Source organism: Dawidia soli, from assembly GCF_018598185.1.
Lineage (GTDB): Bacteria > Bacteroidota > Bacteroidia > Cytophagales > Cyclobacteriaceae > Ohtaekwangia > Ohtaekwangia soli.
Map to the genome: position 1 here is coordinate 74,942 of NZ_JAHESC010000024.1, position 21,754 is coordinate 96,695.

Annotated in this window: 17 protein-coding genes; 9 read left to right on the forward strand and 8 right to left on the reverse strand. The window is 54.0% G+C overall.

From position 1 onward, the window contains the following. Positions 1–223 precede the first annotated feature (223 nt). Complete coding sequence (locus KK078_RS30500) at positions 224–349, reverse strand: hypothetical protein (RefSeq protein ID WP_262898708.1); 126 nt, start codon at positions 347–349, stop codon at positions 224–226. A gap of 339 nt (positions 350–688) precedes the next feature. Here KK078_RS30500 and KK078_RS16995 point away from each other — a divergent pair, with 339 nt between their 5' ends. From KK078_RS16995 to KK078_RS17010, 4 genes are all read left to right on the forward strand, one after another. After that, positions 689–1,477: a hypothetical protein gene (locus KK078_RS16995; RefSeq protein WP_254091497.1), complete on the forward strand. Its 789-nt coding sequence runs from the start codon at positions 689–691 to the stop codon at positions 1,475–1,477. A 184-nt stretch (positions 1,478–1,661) separates the two neighbouring features. Then, positions 1,662–2,465 (forward strand): FecR family protein, encoded by an 804-nt coding sequence (locus KK078_RS17000; RefSeq protein WP_254091498.1) that lies wholly within the window; start codon positions 1,662–1,664, stop codon positions 2,463–2,465. A 152-nt stretch (positions 2,466–2,617) separates the two neighbouring features. Continuing rightward, entirely contained in the window at positions 2,618–3,310 is a 693-nt protein-coding gene (locus KK078_RS17005; protein ID WP_254091499.1) for a sulfite oxidase-like oxidoreductase, read from the forward strand. Positions 3,311–3,455: 145 nt separating this feature from the next. Then, a complete protein-coding gene (locus KK078_RS17010) occupies positions 3,456–4,073 on the forward strand; it encodes a hypothetical protein (RefSeq protein ID WP_254091500.1) in 618 nt (205 codons plus the stop codon). Here the strand turns inward: KK078_RS17010 and KK078_RS17015 are convergent. The 3 genes from KK078_RS17015 to KK078_RS17025 are packed head-to-tail and all read right to left on the reverse strand — an operon-like array spanning position 4,057 to position 14,004. Further along, positions 4,057–4,641, reverse strand: a complete 585-nt coding sequence (locus KK078_RS17015) for a hypothetical protein (protein ID WP_254091501.1) — start codon at positions 4,639–4,641, stop codon at positions 4,057–4,059. The two genes, KK078_RS17010 and KK078_RS17015, sit on opposite strands and share 17 nt — an antisense overlap. A gap of 1 nt (position 4,642) precedes the next feature. Next, positions 4,643–10,951 (reverse strand): DUF6443 domain-containing protein, encoded by a 6,309-nt coding sequence (locus tag KK078_RS17020; protein ID WP_254091502.1) that lies wholly within the window; start codon positions 10,949–10,951, stop codon positions 4,643–4,645. 8 nt (positions 10,952–10,959) lie between these two features. Further along, entirely contained in the window at positions 10,960–14,004 is a 3,045-nt protein-coding gene (locus tag KK078_RS17025) for an RHS repeat domain-containing protein (protein WP_254091503.1), read from the reverse strand. Between the two features lie 108 nt (positions 14,005–14,112). On the opposite strand from KK078_RS17025, the gene KK078_RS17030 reads away from it, so the two are divergent. Next, complete coding sequence (locus tag KK078_RS17030) at positions 14,113–15,402, forward strand: S8 family serine peptidase (RefSeq protein WP_254091504.1); 1,290 nt, start codon at positions 14,113–14,115, stop codon at positions 15,400–15,402. A 32-nt stretch (positions 15,403–15,434) separates the two neighbouring features. Continuing rightward, positions 15,435–15,752 (forward strand): hypothetical protein, encoded by a 318-nt coding sequence (locus KK078_RS17035; protein ID WP_254091505.1) that lies wholly within the window; start codon positions 15,435–15,437, stop codon positions 15,750–15,752. Positions 15,753–15,816: 64 nt separating this feature from the next. On the opposite strand, the gene KK078_RS17040 is transcribed toward KK078_RS17035, so the two are convergent. Together KK078_RS17040 and KK078_RS17045 are read right to left on the reverse strand one after the other, a co-directional pair. Continuing rightward, entirely contained in the window at positions 15,817–16,767 is a 951-nt protein-coding gene (locus KK078_RS17040; protein WP_254091506.1) for a proline dehydrogenase family protein, read from the reverse strand. Positions 16,768–16,894: 127 nt separating this feature from the next. Beyond that, on the reverse strand, positions 16,895–17,671 hold the full coding sequence (locus tag KK078_RS17045; RefSeq protein WP_254091507.1) for a hypothetical protein: 777 nt from the start codon (positions 17,669–17,671) through the stop codon (positions 16,895–16,897). Between the two features lie 103 nt (positions 17,672–17,774). On the opposite strand from KK078_RS17045, the gene KK078_RS17050 reads away from it, so the two are divergent. Further along, entirely contained in the window at positions 17,775–18,311 is a 537-nt protein-coding gene (locus KK078_RS17050; RefSeq protein ID WP_254091508.1) for a hypothetical protein, read from the forward strand. Between the two features lie 47 nt (positions 18,312–18,358). Further along, positions 18,359–18,517: a hypothetical protein gene (locus KK078_RS17055; RefSeq protein WP_254091509.1), complete on the forward strand. Its 159-nt coding sequence runs from the start codon at positions 18,359–18,361 to the stop codon at positions 18,515–18,517. A 359-nt stretch (positions 18,518–18,876) separates the two neighbouring features. Here the strand turns inward: KK078_RS17055 and KK078_RS17060 are convergent, their stop codons facing one another. Together KK078_RS17060 and KK078_RS17065 are read right to left on the reverse strand one after the other, a co-directional pair. Next, on the reverse strand, positions 18,877–19,263 hold the full coding sequence (locus KK078_RS17060) for a hypothetical protein (RefSeq protein WP_254091510.1): 387 nt from the start codon (positions 19,261–19,263) through the stop codon (positions 18,877–18,879). A gap of 48 nt (positions 19,264–19,311) precedes the next feature. Continuing rightward, complete coding sequence (locus tag KK078_RS17065; RefSeq protein ID WP_254091511.1) at positions 19,312–19,971, reverse strand: hypothetical protein; 660 nt, start codon at positions 19,969–19,971, stop codon at positions 19,312–19,314. A gap of 480 nt (positions 19,972–20,451) precedes the next feature. On the opposite strand from KK078_RS17065, the gene KK078_RS17070 reads away from it, so the two are divergent. Further along, positions 20,452–21,711 carry a hypothetical protein gene (locus tag KK078_RS17070; RefSeq protein ID WP_254091512.1) on the forward strand — a complete coding sequence of 420 codons (1,260 nt, stop codon included), beginning with the start codon at positions 20,452–20,454 and terminating at the stop codon, positions 21,709–21,711. Positions 21,712–21,754 lie beyond the last annotated feature (43 nt).

Here is a 21,754-nt window from a genome sequence, read left to right on the forward strand (position 1 = left end):
AAATTTTATAAGGATCGCCAGCCGCCTTTGCCGTGTGCAACGAGCGTCGGAGACCGTCCAGGCGGGCGTTTTGACCGCGGGCAACAGAGAACGTGAGTATAAAAAACACACACCCTATAGATATAAAACGCATATTGCAAAGCGCAAGGCAGGTTAGAGTAAACACTAAGATAAAAAAAACGGTGGAGCCGTTCAAGGACTCCACCGTATAAAAAGCGGCCAATTACGGCTTGGGCGGCGGGATCACGATCGGTTTGTCCTCATTGTTGGGACGAACCAGCTCCTCCGTACAGCTTACGGCAGTGATCGATATAAACACGACGAGCATTACATATTTAAAAGTTTTCATTTTAATGATCAGATTTGTTTTCCATTGTGTCCAGGAGGCTGGTTGGAAAAGGCATGGAAGTCCCGGGGCAGGTCGTAAGAGACCTGTCATGTAATCCCTGCTGATTTTCCCGCCAGTTGCCTGGAACTTTACTTCGCCATGGAAGGTGTGACTTGCTGGAGGCTTTTACCGGGACCGCCCCATGGCGGGCAGCACCGGTAAATTCCTCGTCGCAAGCGATGATCGATCGATCGCGTTAACGTAGACCAAAGGTCAGCAAACACTGTACAATAGCATAACCGTTGCTATTCTGTAATGTCCCGTTTCGTTCCTGTACACGGACTTCTAACAAATAATACTATGGATGTAAAAATTCACCACATCGAACAACTCCTCGCGGCGCTGGCGCGCAAAACAAATCGTCCGCAAGACACAAAAGGTTTTGAAGAGATCAGTGATATGATTGATGACGTGGCGATCAGCGGCCGGTACCTCTATAAATATCTGTTCCTGCGTGCGAAAGAAGCACGAAAGACGAATGTCAGGGTCCTTTCATACAAGCCGCCCAAGCTCGATAAGCTCGCGGGTTTTCTTATCCCCGGCATAACATTCCTGGAGTGGTGCGACCGTGTAGACCGGCCGCTGGACAACGAGCTGGTCAGCTGCACCGGCAATTATTATTGTTACGTCCGGCGCAACGCCGAAGAAGGCACCCTCATGCGCTCACCGGTGCAGATCTTCGAACGCGACAACGGTGTGCACTTCAAGCTGCGCGGGCCGCGATGGACGTATGAAGGCGCCGCCCTCCTGAAGAACGGCTGCCTGTTTATACTCATGCATGCATCCGGAGGCAAAGAGATCCACCACGTTTACAAATTGGGCAAACGCGAAAAACCCCAGGTGCTCCAGGGTGTGTTTTCCGGAGTATCGACAGTATTCGAACCTATTGCGGGAAGAACAGTGCTGATCCGCACCGAAGAGGATTTTACAAAGCTCAAAAACCTGGAGCTTGACATCGCCGGCATGAAACGCTCCCAAGACAAAGAGCAGCGGCGGCTTGCAGAGTATTTTATGGCCTATAAGGACAACAACTTAAAAATCAACCCCGTCACGACCTTTACCCTCGACGACCTGGGAAAAGTAAAATAATCTCCTTAACCTTATATTTCAGTCTTATTCATACCTTGCGGAGGGTATTTACTGTCAATTTTGATTTTTTTATCGCACTTATCTAATACCGCCACATCCCCCACGTGTCTTTACTATAGGATCTGTATGAAATACTATACAGAACCGTTAGCTTTCTTCTACCAAACCAAACCCCTGAGTTGTCATGATAAACCCTCATACCCCCGCAGAACCCACGCCGGCGGTTTCCCGCATCGCCGTCGGTCCGCTGGTGGCCCTGATCGGCGCGGTGTTGCTCACCTTCATCTTCTTCTGGCTGAAAGATGACCGGGCCGCCAGCTGCGACAACAAGATCGTCGTGACACAAGAACGGCTGCTGGACCTCCCCGACGCAAGTTCTATCATTACCTCCGCCGCCACCGAACTGTGCTATGCCCCCACGCTGGTCAACAAAGACCGCCGCCGCGTCGTAAACCTGCAACGCGGGTCCGCGTATTTCGAGATAGCCCCCGACCCGACAAAACCCTTCCTGGTAAACACCCTGGGCGACGCTATCGTCGAGGTAAAAGGCACGGGCTTTAACGTCTCTTCCGATCCCGAGCAGGGCATTGCGCGCGTATCCGTCGCGCATGGGCTGGTGGTCGTCCACTTCGACGGTCAGGACTTTGAAGTAACGCCCGAGCATCAGCTGACACTGAACGTCAATACCGGCAAGACCCGGGTCGAAACCTTCGACCCTGATCGCGTAAGCTGGCCGTTTCCCCGGCTCAGCTTCAAGAATGCCCCGCTGGAAGAGATCGCCCGCACGCTCGACAATCACTTCCACGCCACGATCATCATCAAGAACGACGAGCTGAAGCGATGCACCCTCACCGCCGAGTTTGAAAACGAGCAGGTAACGCTCGACAACATCCTCCATACGCTGGCGCTGGCGCTCGGCAAAGTCCACTACGAGCGCCGCGGCTCGGTTGTCATCATTCACGGTAAACCGGAGCGGCCCGCCCAATAGAACAAATTGTTACGCCCTTACAGGGCTATTCCATCACCTATGCCGTAGCACCCAGGCCTGCAGCCTGGGCTGGGTTGTCACGCCCTTTCAGGGCTTTTTTATTTAGGCACGGTCGGTTTCCTCGTACCTTTACCACATCAAACCGGTACGTCATGGAAGATCCCGACAAACTCGCCCGCATCGTCGAAGCCCGCATGAAGCTCAAAGCGCGCTTCGAAGCGAAAATGCAAGATACTCCCTCCGTGGCCGACACCCGGCCGCAAGGCACTGGCAAACTCAATCGCCACGGCATGCCCGAAGTGCCGGTGGGACAAACCATCACGCAGAAGTGGCCCGTGCTCGACCTGGGCTATCAACCCGATGTGGACCTGACACGCTGGCGCCTGATCGTCGACGGCGCCGTCGAAAACCCCGTACGCCTCACATGGCAGGACTTCATGGCCCTGCCCCAAACCGACGACACCTCCGACTTTCACTGCGTCACCACCTGGTCGAAGCTCGACATGCGGTGGACGGGCGTCCGGCTGATGGACCTCGCCTCGCTCGTTCACCCGCGCGACAAGGCCACACATGTACTCTGCTACGGCTACGATACGTATACCACCAACCTTTCCCTCGAAGAAGCGCTGAAGCCCGATGTACTGTTAGTCCACACCTTCGAAGACAAACCGTTACCACAGGAACACGGCGGGCCTGTACGCATGATCACGCCGCAGCTGTACGCCTGGAAGGGCGCGAAGTGGATCAAGCGGATCCAGTTCCTGACCGCTGACCAGCCGGGGTTTTGGGAAGAACGCGGGTATTCCAATACGGCCTACCCGTGGCGGAATGACCGTTATAGCTAGCGCGCGTGATTCGGGATGTGTGTGTGCGTAGGGGGTGAAAGGCGAATGAGCATGTAACCCTCTGTTTATTTCCTTTAATGGCTATTTCCTGTTAAAATTGCCACCAGTGTGATTTATTTTTTTGCTTACACTAAGAAACCCTAGTATGCCATATTTCATTCGGATTTTTGGAAGAACCGATGTAAAAATTTCTACTTCTACCATCGAGGAAACCCTTATAGATGCAAACCTGCCGGTTGTCATCAACATCGAATCTCGTTCTGGCGACGATTGGAAGTCGATCAATATCGGAACAAGAAACGGCGACGACATAGTAGTCATTGACAAAACTACGGTCATTGACGACCTGGGCCGTAGTGAATTGGAAGAGTTTAAGCAGGAAATCCAGAATTGTAATCCAAAATCTGCCGTCCGGTGGATTACGGAGTTCTTTTCTCATGTAGAAGTCATTTATGCTCTACAAATATTGGATTTCTCGGATCAAACCACTGGTTGGGACGTCGTAACACGGATCAAAACAATACTCTGGCAAATGACCGAAGGCATTATCCAGGCGGATTACGAAGGATTTACAAACGAAGACGGATATCACATCCTCTGGCAATTTTCCGCGGATGTGACAGGAGACTGGTATATGGCTGTTCTTGACCCGTCAAATAGATGGATCAGATTCAAAATGGACCTCGGAAACGACGCCCATCGAGCAGCGTTCAATAAGGGCCAAGTTCCGCAAGGCGTAGAGACCATTACCGATTTTCTTTAATAAAGTGTAAGAAACCATCAAACAAGTCATCGCCTACATTCATAAGTTTGCCACCCGCTGTCAAGCTAACCAAAGTGTTCTTTCCAACCCAATAGGTTCGCTTTCCGTTTTTTAATGCCAGACCATTTTTGATTTGTTTTAACAGCTTCTTATACAAAATCTTTTGTGCCTCCGGTGCTTCGGTATTCTTTCCGGCGCTGGGGCTTTGGTAAGACGTATAGTAAGTTATATTTCCCTGACCAACAAACCGAGTACCATTTTTTTCAATTACTCCAGGGGAGTAAAAATCTATAGTTGGCCCACCGACACGTTGACGCAAATAATAAAATTGTTTTCTTTCTTTGTCAATCGTCTCCCATACTAATTGCTCTTTGAAATATGAATCATGGACGATAAACAGTAAAACACTTGTATTAGCATACAACAAATAGTCGTCGATGCACCGTATCTCATGGTAGATTGGTGCTTCGTAGTGAATAGCGGGAACAGCATATCCGCCTTCCTCGAGTACTAAGGAGATAAGATCAATTTTATCTTTTAAGTCTAAATAGAAGTCTACCTGTGCCATCTTAAAACGGGACTATGTTATTGGGTGCTCCACCTACTTTATGAGTTTCCTGATCAATGCCCAGTTGCCGGTATTCTTCTTCCCGCATGCGGTTTCTTTTGCTGCCAGGGCGTCTCTCTGCTTCAAATACCTTTCTCGTTTTACCGTTGGGGTCAATGATCTGCACATCAGGCTTCCGGTTGGAATTTTCGTTTGCGATCTTCTTTTCAGTCACAACAGTTTCACCCTCCTTTGCCTCCGATTGCGCCTTCTTTTCGAGCTCTTTTACTTTCTCCTGATGATCCGGTTTACCTTTAGCACCATCAGGATTTGGAGGACCGTCTCTTTTAGTTTTGGCATTGAGAAAATTACCTGAACTTAGCTCTCCACGTTGACTGGAAGACATGGCGAAGCTTACGGCAGGAGTTCCACCCGGGCCACCGTTGCCGATCGCCTCCAGTATATCAGTGCCATAAAGCTTGACGGCAGTGCCTATAGCAGCCCCCACGGTCGCTGCGCCGACAGTTAGAGTTGCACCCTCCGCAACAGCTACGACGCCTTCTGCGATCGCAATAAAGATCGGGATGCATGGACAATCTCCTTCGGGGTCATTGTACCGGACAGGATTATTAAATGCATAGTTGTAAGGAGTTAGGTTTATTAAATCAATTTCGCTTGCCAACGGATCTATTTGCCACCACCGGCCAAGTGCCGGATCGTACGCCCTATACTTGGTCAAGTCAATGTCTAATCCGAGGTCGTAGACGCGTTCGGTTAAAAACTTTTTACCTAAAAGACCTTGATTATATAAGTATCGATTTAGCGATAACTCTTCCCGTCGACTAGAATTGAAAGTCATCCCAAACGGATAATAATCATCCACCTGTATCACAGCACTTGGTGTATGCGTGATCGCGATATCATCGAAATACGCATTGACCTGGTAGGGGTGTTCATTGCTGTAATAAACATATGCGTAGCCCGGCTCCCCGATCGTATAGCTCGCCGTGATCTCGGCCCCCGACTCCGCCGAAGCAGTGTATGCAACATCCAATAAATTATAGTCCTTGTCGAATACAACGATGTTGACGAACAGTTTCATGGGGTCCGGCCCACCGGCATTGCCTGCGCTGCCCATCTCCCAATTGGCAAAGGCGTTCATGCCTGCCGATGCGGTGCCAGCTTCGCCGGCAACGGGCGCGGGCAAATGGAAGGCTCCTAATAACGATGCCACAAAACCGTTGTAATTGGTAGGCATGCCGGTAGGGGCTGCGTACCGGGCGGTGGCCCGGATGCTCACCACGTCGCCGGGCATTACGCTAAAGCTTTTTGCCAGACCAATCTGGCCGGAGTAACCGCCGTTGAGCAGGTGTGAATGGGTGCCGGTCGTCGCGTTTTCGGGCTGGGTGTTGATCGCGCCGCCCGCGGGGTAGTTGTTGAATGCCGACGCCTCGTTGCTCTGGTCGGCCGATTCGAAGCCGGCGGCAAAAGCATGGTTTGTTACCGCGGTCGTGAACGTAAGCCGTACATTTCCTAAATGATCCTTGAGGTGATACTGGTACTCGTTCACCGCAGACGCCAGCCGGGTGATCTCGACATCGCTGAGATACATGACCTCCCCGCTCGTGACGGTGCCCCATACCACGCCTGCCTGGAGCGTCGTCGCGCCGTTGGGGATCACGACGATCTGCTCCACCCACGATTCTGCACTCACACCCGCCGGCAGCGCCGCGCCCGGCCAGCTCAAATCGGCGCCGCCCGCTTTGATCAACAGATTTGCCGCGCTGGCGCCGGTGCGATAGCCCTTTACCCGGACCTTGTAACGCTCCCCGGCCGCGACGACAAAATCGCCGCCTACGGGGAACACGCCCGTGCGGGCAACCGGACCGTTGGCCGTTACTTTCACATACGTCCTCGTGCCGCTCTGCGTGGTCGTTACGGCAGCATTCACGGCGGTGAAGTCTGCGGCCAGGCCGGCGTCGGCGCGGTAGACCAACGTCGTGGCTGCGGTAACAACGCGTCCCTCCTCATGGTTGATAAATTGCAAGGCGTCGTTTTCATACACGAACTCCCCGGCATACTCCGTTTGCCGCACCTGGCTGCCGAAGGTAACGGTCTGCGCATGCTTCGTGCCGTCGGCGTCGTAGAGGTAGCGTATGGTATTACCCGCTTTGGTGACGACCTCCGGCAGGTTCAGGATGTTGTATGTAATGCGGTTGGTAGCATCGGTCAGCGACGATCCGATCCCTTTATTCAGGTCGCGCGTCATGTTGCCGTTGGCGTCGTAGGTATAGTCGTTTACATCGGCAGCAACATCCTCTATGAATCCGGCCAGGTCGTCGCCGTCATCGGTCACCGAAAGCAACCGGTTACTTTGACTGGTCCCTGCGCCATAGTCGTAGGTAAGCACGTCCATGGTGCCGGTCGCGCGATTGTCATTGCGTGTGAGCTTCAGGATGTTGCCGTTCAGGTCGTACGACAAACCCGTTTCGGCAAAACGATTGTTGCCCAGCGTCCCCCATGATGTCGTCTTCTCGTGATACGCAGAGGCCGACAGGCGGCTCATGCGGTCATACATATACGTGGATGCCTTCTGCTTCACCGTACCGGCGCCGTAATTGCTCCACCGCATCGCCGAAATATTGCCGTTGTAGTATTGCGCGTTGCCCAGACCGGCGTCGACCGTGTTGTATAGCAGGTGCATGCCGAAATAGTCGGTCGCATCGTCATTCAGCACGCCGTCGTTGGTGAGATCGGCGTTGTTGATCGATGTGATCTTGCCCTGGATGTCGTAGCGGTAGTCGACCGATTGCCGGTTGTCGGCTGCGGACGCTACCGTGCTGTGCAGCATCCTATCCACAACCTGGCCGAGCTCATTGTAGTCGAGCTTACTCAGCAGGATGTTGGCCCCTTTGTCTGCCTGGTGCCAGGTATGCGTAAGGCGTCCGGCATGATCGTATTTAAACGTGCGGGTGACGGACCTCGACCGCGTACTGGCCGAGATCCTCGCGCCCACCACGGTGCCCTGCAAATGTCCGATCGATACGTCGGCCATCAATAGCGTGGTAGATCCGATCAATGAGGTGTAGAGCAATACGCCGTTGCGATAATATCGCACCACACCACCGGTCCGTTCGACACGGAATATATCGCCGACATTGTAAGCATTCGGAAACGAGGCCTTCTCCGTTCCGTTCTCGTAAATGCGCAGGTCGCCGGTTCCGACCAGGTATATTGCAAAATCGATGCTGTTATACGAGCTGTTCGTATTCTGGTCGGACAAGCCGATCATACGAACCTTTGTCGTTTCAGACGCCGTGAATTCCAGCCAGCCGTCTGTGTTTGCCGGGATCTGCTCTACCGACACCGCGCCGCCGTTCCACGACGCCTCGGGCGTTGTCTTGACCAGCGTCAGGTCGTTCTCCACCACGTTGACCAGGTCTTTCCAGGTAACGACGTTGTCCATGTGCGTAACGTTAGACTTGAGCACACGGCCTGCGAAATCATACACATTCGACGTCCGTCCCGGTCCTCTTTTATACTGATCGAAGAGCACCTGGACCGGCCGGTGCTCATCGTCGTAAAACGTGACCGTCTTGAGCCAGAGGGTGCTGGTATTGCCTGTCAGGAGCTTTACCTTTTTGCCAGTGACCAGGCCGGCCACATGCGTGCTTTCGGCTGCCGGCTGGTAGTAGGTATGTCCCGAGGCCGGTGTGGCGGAAAGGCCGTCGTTCACATAATTATAGTTTCCGGTCCACATCGACCTGAAATCGTACTGGTCGTAGTATGTTACGGTCAGTAAATTGGTCGCGCTCGTTGGAAACACCCTATTGGTGTAACCCTCTGTCGCGACCGCGCCGTTGTACTCCTCGTATAGCTGCGTGCCGCTCACCATCAGGGAGTTGACATGGTTTTGCATGGCTGCCTGGTTCACCACGGTGCCGTGGGTATAGACACCGGTCATTACCGGGCGGTTGATGACGTCATATTTCGTGAACGACCACTCCTTTTTTGTGACATTGCCGGCAGCGTCGGTGCGCTGGTTGCCGTCTTGTGTCAAGACGAGACGGTCGCGCGAATCGTAGACCATATACACCGGTTCACTTCCCGGCACCTGCTTCATCGCCAGGCGGTGCCGGGTGTCATAGGCATACCGGAAGGCCCAGCGCTTGAGGAAAGCTTCTTTTGTAGCGTCCGTTGCTCCGCTGTTGTAATACAGCGTAGGCAGCAGCCGTGCAGCTTCCGGTGGTATCACACACACCAGGCGGTTAAAGTCGTCGTAGATGTAATACGTGCCGGCATAGTTCGTGTCATTGATCGGGACGTTCCCTGCTACAGCCTGAATCCTTTTGAGGATCAGATTCCCTTGCATATCGTGGTACTCGATGATGACGTTCTTATCGGCATCGCGGATGACTTTTTTGCTCAGTGTCGCTTCAGCATAATAGGCGGGCGTACTTCCACCGCCCGTGGAAATGAGCGCGAAGGAACCCGCGGTCGCAGCAACGGGCGTCAGCTTAAGCACCTCATCAGCCGCATTTGCGTCATAGCTATATTGTGTGGCCCGTGAAACGCCCGTGGCGGGGCCGCCTGTTCCTGTTTCCGGCGCCAGTAGGTTCCGGGTAAAGACCACACTCGCGTTTGGCCCCGGCAAGGCGAATTGCGTTGCACGCTGGGCGGGGATGGTCAACGATTCCACGGAAAGATAGCGGTCCTGGATGTAGGCATAGTACTTTCCCTCGCCGATAATTCCAAGATCGATATCGTAGAGCGAGGGAATGTCAATGAGCTTCACGCGACCCGTTTTCAGAAATGCCGACGTGAACCCTGCGTTAAAGGTGACGGTCAGCACATTGTTGGTGATCTTGATGCGTACACCGCCACCCCCGCCATTCGGGTCGATCACGAACTCCGAGTAGTCGTAGTATTGGTCATAGTCGGGGTACGAGCTCTCGACACTTCCGGGCAACCCGCTCGCGAACACGGAGACGATACCCTGCGGGCGCCAGTCGAATCCCGGTGCGCCCTGTTCCAGCACCAGTCCGAGGGGAGACCTGTCGAAGGTAGTTGCCGCGAATGGTTGCGTGTCATCGGCGATCTTGTCGCCGGGTGTATTGTAAAAGGTATAGTGTGCCGACGAGGGATAGCCGGCAGGACCCGACAACGCATTTTTGATCAACCCGTTACCTTCCGTGCGCGAAGCGTACGGAAGGTACTTCACGCTCTCGCGGCCATACGCATCGTATACAACCGGTGTTATAATATCCTTCTTATTGGGCGAGCGTTGGATGGCGATGGTTTGCATCGGCCTGCCGAGGTCGTCCATGTACTGAATGGCCTGCTCGCGGCCGTCTGCTGTGCGCAGGTCCAGGTCATTTTCCGTGGCCGTCGGCACGTGCGCGGTATTCGTCAGAATATAATTCTTTCCTTTCAGGAACGTCTCCTGTGGCGCGACCTTCACCGCCGCCGACGTACCATTTCCCGAAACGCCCGTTTTTGTAACCGTCACCGTATAGTCGTCGGGCGTTGTGGTTTCAAACGAACGGGCTGTACTGATCGTGGTGCCGGTGCTGTTTTTCCAGTCATAGGTGGCGTATCCGGCCCCGGCATCGAGCGTTACGGGCGCGGCCATGGCCACCACGCCGTTGTTTGTCACGGTGGGTACGGGCGCCGGTTCCACGTTCGCTACAACCGCCTTGCGGGTAGCGCTCTCGCACATGCCGCCCGTCACCGTCGCCACATAGTACGTTGTAGGCGTGGTACCGACCGTCACCGTGGTGATGTTGGCATTGGCGCCGCTGAGGGGTGTACCGCCGCTGGGCACCGTATACCACCGGTATCCGCTAACACCCGACACGGGGTGCACAAAAATATTCACCGACCCGCCCGGAAACGCCGATACCTCCGAGGCAATGGTAGGGGCCGGTGGCGGCGTATAGATATTTGCCATAATGGGCACGCGGCCGCTCACCGCGCCCGTACCGATGTCGACGGTGGCGATATAATACGTCGTCGTGGCCGTTAAATAGGGCGTTACATAGTCCCTTCCCTGGTATAAATAGTTGGTTGCGGTAGCGGTGGCGTAAAAGTTAAAGGTCGTTGCCGACGTTTCCCGTACGCCGGTAAGGCTTACCACGCCCGGGCCGCACCGGCTGCCGTGGACCGGCACCGGCTCCGGCGGAGTCGCCATGGTAGCTTCGGCCTGGGCATCGAGGCGCTGTAGCGTATCTGCCAATGGCTGTGGGTCTTCCTCCGTCTGCGGCAACGCTTCGTACGCCAGCGCAACACAAAAAACCGTCGTGCATAAAAACTTAACCCTGTGTAAAAACATAAGACGTATTAATTATTTCCCGCGCCGGTTTTATAGTTGTATTGATACTTCTTCAGAATATAGCCATCGTTGTCACGCGCCAGCTTGAATCGTCCGAAGCTGTCGTATTCGTAGTACGTCGTAATGCCGCTGACATCTGTCTCCGACGAAAGGCTTCCGTGAAAGTACGTGTACAGCGTGACCTTGTAGCGCGGGTCGGAACGTATCGCCGACAATTGCGTCTTCAGGAATTCCACGTCGGGCTTTACCGAATTATAGTCCGACGTTTGAGCGAACTGCCGGTTCCCAATGTTGGCCACCGTCGTCACGCTGATGTCCGATTGCGTGATCCCCTCTATTTTGGCCACCGGATACAATTTACCATAGCCCCAGATATAGCATATTTTGCTATCGTTCGCTTTCGAAACGCTGAGTACGTTGCCGTTGGCGTCGTAATCGTCAAACAACACACGCGGCTCATCGGCCAGGGCCGGGCCGGTATTGGTAACGATCGCTGCAGGCTGGGCCTTGCCGTTAAACACGCCGTAGTCCGTCCGCGACTTGCTTACACCCGAGCCTTTTGTTTGCGTTTGCTCGAGCGCGGTGCTGACCCGCCAGTCTGCGATCAGTTTCTGCCGGCCGGTCTCGGCCGGGCCGGTCAGGGTCAGATCGTGAGCGTATTGGGTGGTCGTAACGATCTGCGTGCCGTCGCTGGCGGTCGTCTTCACCTGCGTAGGCAAAAGCGCAATTTTATTGTCGTAGGTATACGAGGTAACGCGCGTCATCTTGCGGGAGCCATGGTATGTAACAGCCGTGTCGCTATGAAGCACCATGGCGCCCGTTTGCTTTTTGTAGGGAAAGTATTGAACACTTCCCGGAAGAATATACGTATCGTAATAACCGTCCTTGTTAGGGTATCCGTAGGTATTTTTTGCCCAATAAGTCTTTCCAACGTAAATGGACTCATCTAAATTTTCCGACCCATAGTTATAGACATTGCGTGAAACCAGTCTGTATACCCCTTCTGCCTTATTGCCCCGGTACACCCGTTTTGAGATCAGCTGCCCATACATCCAATCGGTTTCCGTGTCCATGACGACCGTTGTCTTAGGAACCCGGTAATGGCCGAAATAACCACTGGATTCAACACGATACTGATATACCGTCTTGCCGAGGCTGCTCGCGCCGTCGGACTCATACTCGGTCACGAAGTCATACATCACGGGCGAGCCATTGGCATAAAACAGATCGGCCAGCGCTTGCGAGTAAAAGATCCGTTTTCTCGAACGAAAATAAAGAGGCTGGGCGCTTGCCTGAAAGTAGAAGACATCCAGCTGTTCGGCCGAGAAATTTTCGGGATTTGCCGGCGAGGAACGAATTATTCCCGCGCCGTCTTCGGCCACGCCGTACTTGTAGGTGCGCTCTATCGTGCCGGCGTTCGAGGTATGAAGTACCCGGGCGATGCGAAGGCCTCCCGCGTTCTTTACCTGACCCCCCTCCTTGTATTGATGGAGCTCATACCAGAATGACGTCGTCCCTCCCGTGGGGTAGTGTATAGCGCTGAGGGTCAAACCCTGAGCAGCGCTCAGGACAGGTGACCGATTGGCCTTGCCGATCGGCACAATGGCGTCGTGGTAGTCTGGATTGTTGTCCGTGCTTACCATACGAGGCGGAATCAAACTACCGTAATAGTCGTTATTGATGCCGTTATAATATCCCCAATAATCCAATTGCTTGGAGAGGTAATCCGGCAATCCTCCGGCGTTGTATCGAAACTCATATTTTCCGATCGAAACGCCGTTGCCGTCCTGCATATCGATGGCGGTGAGAAGGATCCGGTCACGCGAGAAGTTGCTGCCCGACGGCTCGTAGCTGAACACGTATTGCTTGATCAATACGCTATTGCTGTAGATCTTGATTTTCGAGAGACAATCACCGTGCCGGGCGATGTTACCGATCTCGAACACCACCTTGCCCCCGGAGTAGCTGATCTCTTTCAGGCGGATGGTGCTGATCTGCGTCGTGGAGCCACCGCCTAACAGCGGCGCGACGCAATCGCTCCCGGAAGCCGGCTCGACAACCCATTGACCATTCGCGATGTCCCAGTACTTATAATTGCAATCGCCATTGATACACTCCGTCAGCCGTGGCACCGAGTTGCGGTCGGTGGCACATCCCATGTGGCCCGCGATGCCGGTCTGATTAGTCGCCACATTGGATAAGCTGTCGTGCAGCTGCGCCACGTCGGAAAGGGTTTGCACCGTTTCTATACTCCCCGGCTGGTATGTAAACGAAAGTGCCTGCCCTGTGACAGACGATGTAACCGTGGTCGCCTTCCAGCACGTATTGAGCGTGGCCTCGGGAAATCCCGGCAGGAAATTTTTTTCAACATTCGCGAAGCTGTAGGCTACACCGTGCTGATCACGGACGTTGAACGAATTTATCAGTGCGGCGGTATGATTTGAGATCGCCACGATATTGGCATTGTCGATTGAAACAGGGGCATACGGTACGGTCATAAATTTTGGCACCTCGGTGGACCGCAGTTTTTTGCTCACGAAGAATTTGCCGGATCCCGACAACAGCTTATAAAAGAATGCGTCGGGCTGCTCGTCGATGTTGCTGCCACCGGTCGCCAATCGCTCGTTATAATACATCTCGTTCAGCTGGCCTTGCGGCGGGTTGGTAACGTGCCAGAGATAGCCCTCCTCATCGGGCAACCCTTCCACCGAACGCGAGATCCTGGGCTCAGCATTCAACGTCCATCCGAGTCCCACGAGCCCGGAATTTTCATTGACCTTTATTCCAGACGCATGGTAACTGAGGTCGATCGGCAAGGTTAAATCGGCGACTTTGATCTCGTACAGCGGAATGCTGATGTCGACCAGGCCGGTGCTGTAGCTCACGGGGTAATTGATATACTTCGCCAACGCGCTGGCTTCGGGCGAAACCGGCACGACGGTCGGCAGCTGCGGAACCTGGGGGGATTGTGCGTGGCTTACGTTCACCACAATAAAAATGACGACCAGCATTAAAAAGGCGCCGAAACGATTGCCGCCAGACATATGCACCATAGTCAGTTAGGAGTTAGAAAGAGTCAGGCAAGGTACGTAAAAAGCAACCTCGACGCTACGGTCGCTATCTTGAACACTTTATTTTTTTAGGTTTTAGTATCTTTCCGCATGGCTAACTTTTCCTTTACCCGCCGCAGCGCCGGCGCGCCGCCCGCTTCCGCCGAAAAAGAAGCCGGCGCCCACCGCTTTACCGGCCGCGACCTCGTCGTCCTCGACGACACCGCCCGCAGCGCGGCCATCGAGCGCAAGGCGCAGACGGTGTCGCTGCGCATGGCCAACCTGCGCGACTATAAAAGCACTACCTCGCCGCTCATCGCCGTTTCTAAAGCCCTGGCAGAAGCCGACGGCGTGGTATTCGATCAACTGAAGGTAGCGGTCGTCAACGCCCCGCATACTGAGCAAGTACACCGCCTCACCACCGCGCGCAGCGGCGACCGCATCTTCCTCGGCCAGGAACGTGAACGCTACGTCTATGCGCTCGCCAAACGGGCCGGCCGCAATACCAGGAACACGAAGCAGGCAAAAAAGCCCCTGACGTCCTACCTCGACGACGAGCACGCCACCTGGGGCATCCACGCCACCAACGTGCTCCAATCGAAGTATACCGGCAAGGGCGTACGCATCGCCATCCTCGACACCGGCATCTACACCGGGCACCCGGACTTCGAAGGCCGCAAGATCCGTGCGGTATCGTTCGTCGGACAATCTCCGAACGACGTCGACGGCCACGGCACGCACTGCGCCGGTGTGGCCGCGGGGCACGTGAGCCAGTCGCATGGCTTTCGCTACGGCGTCGCGCCCAACGCGCAGCTGTTTGTGGCCAAGGTATTGAAGAACAACGGTGAGGGCGAAGACAACTTTGTACTCGCGGGCATCGAGTGGGCGCTGGAGAGCAAATGCAAAGTGATCTCGATGTCGCTGGGATCCGCCGTAAAGAATGGAGAGACGTATTACGAGAGCTATGAAACGGTGGCGCGACGCGCGTTGAAGTCAGGTACGCTGCTGATCGCCGCCGCGGGCAACGACAGTCGTCGCAAGCGCGGTGTGATCAAGCCCGTGAACCACCCGGCCAACTGTCCGTCGATCTTGTCCGTCAGCGCCGTGGATCATCAATACCAGGTCGCCGACTTCTCGTGCGGCGGCTCGCGCAAGAAAGGCAACCAGGTGAATATTACCGCGCCCGGTGTCGACATCATCAGCTGCACGAAGAAAGGCAAGTACGATATCCTGTCGGGCACATCCATGGCTACGCCGTTTGTCGCGGGCATGGCCGCGCTGCTGTGGGAGAAATATCCGAATGTGACGGGTGATGCGATCTGGAAGAAACTCGTAGCGGGTGCGCGGGCGCTGGACCTGCGCAGCAGTGACGCAGGCGTGGGCATTGTATTTACACCGTGATAAAGAAGTAGTCATTTAAAAATCCACGCGCTATGGCAACACACAGGCTCATCCAGATCTTCCTGCCCCTGTACGACAACGACGGACATCCCTTTCCGCAAACAAGCTATAAAAACCTTCAGGTAGTACTGACCGAAAAATTCAACGGTGTGACTGTCTACCAGCGAGCACCGGCAAAAGGCCTGTGGAAAGAAGACCGGGAAAACATTGTGCGTGATGACCTCGTCATATACGAAGTCGTGACAGCGGGTCTCGACCATTCATTTTGGACAGACCTGAAGGAACAGTTGCTGAAAGAATACCGGCAACAGGAGATCATGATCCGCAGTACTCCGGTCGAGCTTTTATGACAACGTCGTCACGCAGAGGAACATCTTTTCAGACGCCCCCTACTGACGACGTTCAACATCGACATCAGCTTTGCATGATATCTTCCAACGCCAGAAATAGATTCATCGGGTTTTCCGCGATGCGGTTGCACAGGTATAAATACCACTCCTGGCCGTAGACGATGTACATTTTCGCGGGGTGACCGGCGCGCATCAGGTCCAGGAGCTGATCGGTGGCAATCCCGAGCAGGCTTTCGAATTCGTATGCCTGCTGAGGCATTTGATGCCGCGAAAGCAGTTTGACGGCCTCCTGCTGGATCAGCGGGTCGTGGGTTGCGATGGAGCATGTGTGGTGGCTCGCCAACAGCTGATCGAGATAGGCGAGGTAGGCCTGGTTGAGCTCGCCTCCGCGCGGGAGCGACAAGCCTTCCGGCGTGTCGAATGCGCCTTTCACCAGCCGGATCCTGTTAGGTCGTTGGATCAGCTGTTTAAAATCGTCCCGGGTGCGGTGCAGGTACGCCTGCACCGTAATGCCCAGATGCTCGTAGCGACCGGCCATGCCGAGGTACATGTCCAGCACGGCATCGGTCTTGGCTGTATCCTCGGCGCTGATCATTACCTCGATACCCACCTGCCCGGCCTTCTCACAGAGCTGCGCCAGGTGCTGGCGGCAAAGGTCGGCCGACAACGCCAGGCCGATATGCGACAGATCCAGGGAAACATTCGACTTGAGTCCCTTCGACGCGATCTGGTCACAGATGGCCAGGAACTCCGCCGTCGCCGCGGCGGCTTCGTGCTCGTCTTTTACATTCTCGCCCATAAACTCGATGGACGTGGCAAGTCCCTGCTGATTGTATTGCGCCGCGCGCGCCACCGCGGCCGGCAGGGTCTCGCCGGCAACGTAGCGGCTGGCCGCCTTGCTGAAAAGCCGGTACAGTTTTTCATGGCCCAGAATGTACTGCTTGGCCTCGTCGTGAACCGCCGCCTTCCGCAGTGCAGCGGATCCGACGGCCATTAATTTTCCGATATCTTTCAAAACAAGTTGCGTTAATGTGAATGATACTTGATCATTACGGTGTAACGGGCTTTTTGGTTAAAACTTCCATGGGGTCAGCGGGTCTCGTTGTTGAAGAGTAGGCACCAACCCGATGGCTAACAGGAACTTAATCGTTTTTTGATCGGCCCCACAAATACAGGATAGCACCCGGTCCGGACCTGATCCGACCGATCTTCCAATCATAGGATTCCGAACCGTTAATTCCCGCCACCAGGTTTTTCATTTCCGACACCGAGTACGTTCGTAAGGATGAAACGACGCCATCCCATAAAACAAACAACGGTACCAGGGGGATGAGATACGTAAAGACGATGCGCCCCACGGTAAACGGGCGGATAAAGGGCGTCACCAGGAATACCGTGATGGGCGAAAGCATCATCGCCAATACACTGGGCAAACTTCTCTCCTGCGCTTCAAAAATGGCAATGGGACTTTCCGCATCGACCGCGTCCTGCAGGATCCGTTGTGCATCGACGGGTTTAAAATGATGAAACGACAGGAACTGTGTTCGCAAACCGACCAGGTTCACCGGGATGTTTCGGGCGTCTACCGGCGCCGTGACGAACTCGATATTGGAAGCTTTTGCACGCGTTGATTCGAACGCCGCGAGGTTTGGATAAAGATCCGTGAGCACTATGGTAAGGTCCGGTATCGAATTCTTCAACGCCTGGTTGATCCAGATCAACCCGCCGCCGCCGCCCGAGCCCAGGTCTATGATCGTTGGGCTTGCGCTGCTGCGCAGCGCTTCCTCCAGGATAGGGATCGCAGGTTTGAACAGCTTTGTGGTATTCGCCAAAAACTGGAGGAACGCGGTCATGTAGTCTCGCAAAAAATCCGGGAACCAGGCTTGATCCTCGAACTCAAAAAGGTGCAGTCTTGCCATGGTCTTGGTCTTTAGTCAATATACATACGCGGCGGCAAAACGTCAATGACCGGTCGTTGGAAGGTCTTGGATTTTCAGGGGATTTTCAAGTATTTCGTTCGACATGAGAATACTAAAATCCCTGCTCGCTTTACTTGTATCGCTCTCCTTTCATCCCGCCTTTAGCCAATTGTTACAGGATGACTTTGTCCGCAGGATTGAAGATCTCAGGGCGGCGAAAAAGGTCACGGTGAAGACGTATCCCGATAAAACGTTTGTCGGCGCGCTCACCGGGTATTATGACGGCGACGCATTGGTACTGATCAATACCCTGACGGATGCAGAGTTTGGCGGCACCGAGACCCTGTTTTATATAAAGAATGATTCCCTTCGCGGTGTATTTATATCGATGGCATCTTTTAGATCCAGCGACGCGTGGGCGGGGTATTTTGCAAAGCATCAGGCCGCCGACGGGTGCACATCCTGCCATGGAACGGAGCAGTGTTCTACGGTGGCAATACTCTTTACGGGTAGTAGTCCGCTGATCGTCAAAAAAGAAAATGGTAAAACAAAAAAAGTGAATCAAGACGAACGGGAGCGGGCCGTTGCTGATGTAGAACGAACCAGAAAACAGCTGGAAGCATTGTTGAGTGAGTTGTAGCCGCGGCAGGCAAGCGCGATTTTGTTGCGACAGTTGACCGATATGGTGTGGCACCTACGCCGTTTGTCGCGAGCATGGCCGCGCTGTTGTGGGAGAAATATCCGAATGTGACGGGGAATGCGATCTGGAAGAAACTGGTCGCGGAGGCGCGTGCTTCGGACCTACGGACGAGCGATGCGGGGGCGGGGATTGCGTTCGTTACTTAGTTCACCTTATGACTGTTACGCCCTTACAGGGCTATTCCCTCATCTATATTATAGGCCCCAGGCCTTCAGCCTGGGCTGATGTGTTACGCTCCTTCGGAGCTATGGTGTAGGTTATTGAAATGACCACTTGCACAGCCGAGCGATTTCGGGCCGCCACCGCTTTTGCCTGCCCCATCAGGGGCTTTACAAAGAACCGGCCCTCGCGCGCGAGGTGCCTGTTTATAATGTCCTCAACAATCGATGAACGCTGCATCAGACACCTTGTATCCAGGGTGTCTTCCCGCGCTGAGGGGTCGAAAACCAATACCGAGATCCACATCTGTTAACTATTTTTTCGCATGACACCCGTACCGCATCCGTTATAAAAACCTTCTAAGCGATGAGGCATACAGCTCAGGCGGCACATCGTCTTTACCCAATCTATGGTAAAATGTATGCTTGCGATATTGACCTGTGTCCGGATCCTTTCGCCAGACAGAAATGCCAACGTCGGAGCTGAGGACCCAAAAATCCTTCTTCTTATCAAGGAACAACCCCCAACGCTGGAAAACAGAAATATTCATATCCTGTTGGATCACCAACTCGTCATTCCGGTTGCGAACCTCGTATTTTAAGCGGTTGTCTTTTTCATAGACACTGATTTTAAACTCACCATCGCAGTACTCGCCGTAGTCCGTGATTTCGCCGCCGGTCCAATCACAGTTTGATGTCAACATGAACATCATAAGCAGCAACGATTTCAGCATCGTCATCATTTGTTATTCATTATTTCAGCTCTTCCGAAAGCGATGCGATCAGTATTTCAGGTTTGACGCCACCTCAAGGGTGTCTTTCACGGCTTGAAAGTTCCGCTCTGACAACGGGCCGTTCACCTTCCGATCCTTCTTGTAAACGATCCAATACTGACTAAAGGTACTCTTATCAAAAGCCTCGCGGCATTTGATCTCAAATGTTTTGCCAGGAGCTGCGCAGGCGGGAATACTATCAAACGGCCGCTCCGCGACGACGATATAAAGGGAGTCAAACACATAGTCCAACACAGGGCCCTTGATGATCACGTTATTCGCGGAATCGGACAATGCCTTCTCGCCGCTGTACACATCTGAAAAATCGATAGTATAGCCGCTGCCCAGCGGGTGCGCAGCGCTTTCAAATGCGTACGGAAGCTCGGGATATGGCGTAACCTCTATTACCCGTTTTGCCGGGTCGACCGTAAAGAAAATCAAGTCGGATGCACCGAAAGGACTTTCGTAATAATAATCATAAACGCCCTTTTCATTTGCGTGCTCCCTAATATAATCCGGTTCACCCATGATCGCCAACGCCTCTTCCTGCGTCATGCCGACTTTCAATTTTTGTGAGTTCCGGACGTTCCGATCAATGCGGTCGCCATGACAACTCATCCCCCAGCCGACTATGGTAATAATGAATACCCAAACGTAAAATCTTTTCATGTCATACCTGGTGGAAAACAAAAGTATTGATTCTAAACCTCCCGCCGAATATTTAAGAAAAAATATTCAACGGTGCGACCAGACCTGTGTACAGCTTGTCTATTAAAGATAAAACAATCCAGATCGTGCGAATGCAGCTCGTACACCATAGCGCATGACACATCCGAGCTGCTTACGGGGCCACACCAAGCTTTTATCGAAAATCCACATTTTTACCTATATTAACCCCGTTATACTATACCGACCCTCTCTGTGATTGCCTGAACCTAACCAATCATAGACGCCATGAGGCTTTTTTTTACTTGTTTCGTTGCCCCCTCGCTTCTTCGTCCGGATCTCTTTACGGCATCGCCGCCGTATCCCTGCCGCACATAACCCCATCGTTACCGCTACTCTTTTAACACCCCTACCGGCTGATCACCCGGACGTTAAACCGCTTGGTCGCCGTTGTTTGGATCTCCCGTTAATTGTCAGCCAACGATGGAACATGATATAGATGAACCAGGCGAGCACCTGGCGGCACTACAAAAGATTATCGCTGTAGATGTCCGGATCGTACTCAAACAATTACCGCCCCCGACAGCACTTCCACCCGCCGACAGGGCAGCGTTATTGCACTTTGTCTGTCCGATCATAGACGAGTACGCCGCCCGGGTCCGGTATGAGCTTTTTAAAGAATGTCGCGCACACGCCCACGCACAGGTCCGCTACCTCGCATCGCGCCAGCACGCGCTCCTGGAACTGATAGACCACCTGTTGCAACATACCCAGTCGATCCAGCTGTATAGCACACTCTCCCACCGCACCGTGGCAGACGATATTTGCCGGCATACCTACCGGGTCCTCGAACGCCTGTTGGACTATACGGTCACGCTGGCCGGCGGACAGATCGATCCCGGTCTTCCCATGCCACCCGGGGCGTGCGCGCTGTACCAGCAAATGCTCGGCAGCGACCTGGCCGCCCTGCGCGACCGGCTCATGGCCTTGCAGGTAAGTCCAGGTCTGATCGACATAGCCCTCAAGCCATTCGAGTCACTGCGGCACGCAGACGATCTCACGTTCTATACCGCCGTCTACCTGCGTGCGTTTAAAGAGAAGTTGCAACAGCTTGCGTTTGGAAACCAGCCAACGTCAGGCGATGGCGACGTGATACGAACGTTGATAGCCCTTAACCTCAACGACCCTGCATGCATCTCGTATTGTGTCCGGATCATGGCCGATCAGCTGCAGACCTCTACATCGCCGGAAGCCCGCCTGGGGCAATTGCATGACTACAAGCTCCGGCTGGCCGGCCTTCCCTCTTCCACGGACCTGGCCTGGCATCCCTATAAACCCAGCGTACAACAGCAGCTCGCCAAATGGCTCGCCGAAGTCAGTGTCGTGCCCGCGCCGACGATACATACACCCCGTGCGGAAATCCCGCACGAGCTGGCGTCAGACGAAGCATACGACGATATGGCGGCGAAAGACGGGTTGATGTTCCACATACGTCCTGTTATCGCCGGTGCCATCGCAAATGCCGCGCATGTGCAGGGCATTATCCACCTGGGCGATACGGACGTACTGCGGTCAGAACGATTGTCGCGCATCCCCTCGTCCGTCAACCGCGTGGCGCCGGAGACGATCCGCCGCGGATTCACAGACGCGGCGGTGTGCCGCAAAGCCCTGCTCTATTGGGAGCAGATCGGAAATCATTTGAGAGAAATAGTAAAAAAAAATGACGAAAAATCTACGTTCTAACGCCAAAAACGCATTCCCCCAATGTTGGGGGAAATCCCCCAAA